Below are 530 nucleotides of genomic sequence, written 5' to 3' on the forward strand. Positions count from 1 at the left end.
GCTGTTCGCGAACCTGCGCCCCGCCATCCTGTATCCGCAGCTGGCTGCGGCCTCGGCGCTGAAGCCGGAGGTGGTCGCCGGGCTGGACATCCTCATCGTGCGCGAGCTCACCGGCGGCATCTACTTCGGCCGCCCGCGCGGCGTGGAGACGCTCGACTCCGGCGAGCGCAAAGGCATCAACACCCTGGTGTATACCGAATCGGAGATCGAGCGCATCTGCCGCGTCGCCTTCGATTTGGCCATGAAGCGCGGCAAGCGGGTGTGCTCCGTGGACAAGGCCAACGTGCTCGAATGCACCGAGCTGTGGCGCGAGGTAGCCACCCGGGTCGGGGCGGACTATCCGGATGTCGAGCTGAGCCACATGTACGTGGACAACGCCGCCATGCAGCTGGTGCGCGCGCCTAAGCAGTTCGACGTGATGGTCACCACCAACATGTTCGGCGACATCCTGTCGGACTGCGCCGCCATGCTCACCGGCTCCATCGGCATGCTGCCGTCGGCGTCGCTGAACGCCGACGGGCAGGGCATGT

At 66.8% G+C, this 530-nt stretch carries 1 protein-coding gene; it reads left to right on the top strand.

Features of this window, described 5'->3' with window-relative positions:
* Nucleotides 1-530: isocitrate/isopropylmalate family dehydrogenase (locus tag CKO41_RS18390; RefSeq protein WP_242464428.1), on the top strand; the 530-nt coding region annotated here is incomplete at both ends.

This window comes from Thiococcus pfennigii, from assembly GCF_016583835.1.
Classification (GTDB): domain Bacteria; phylum Pseudomonadota; class Gammaproteobacteria; order Chromatiales; family Chromatiaceae; genus Thiococcus; species Thiococcus pfennigii.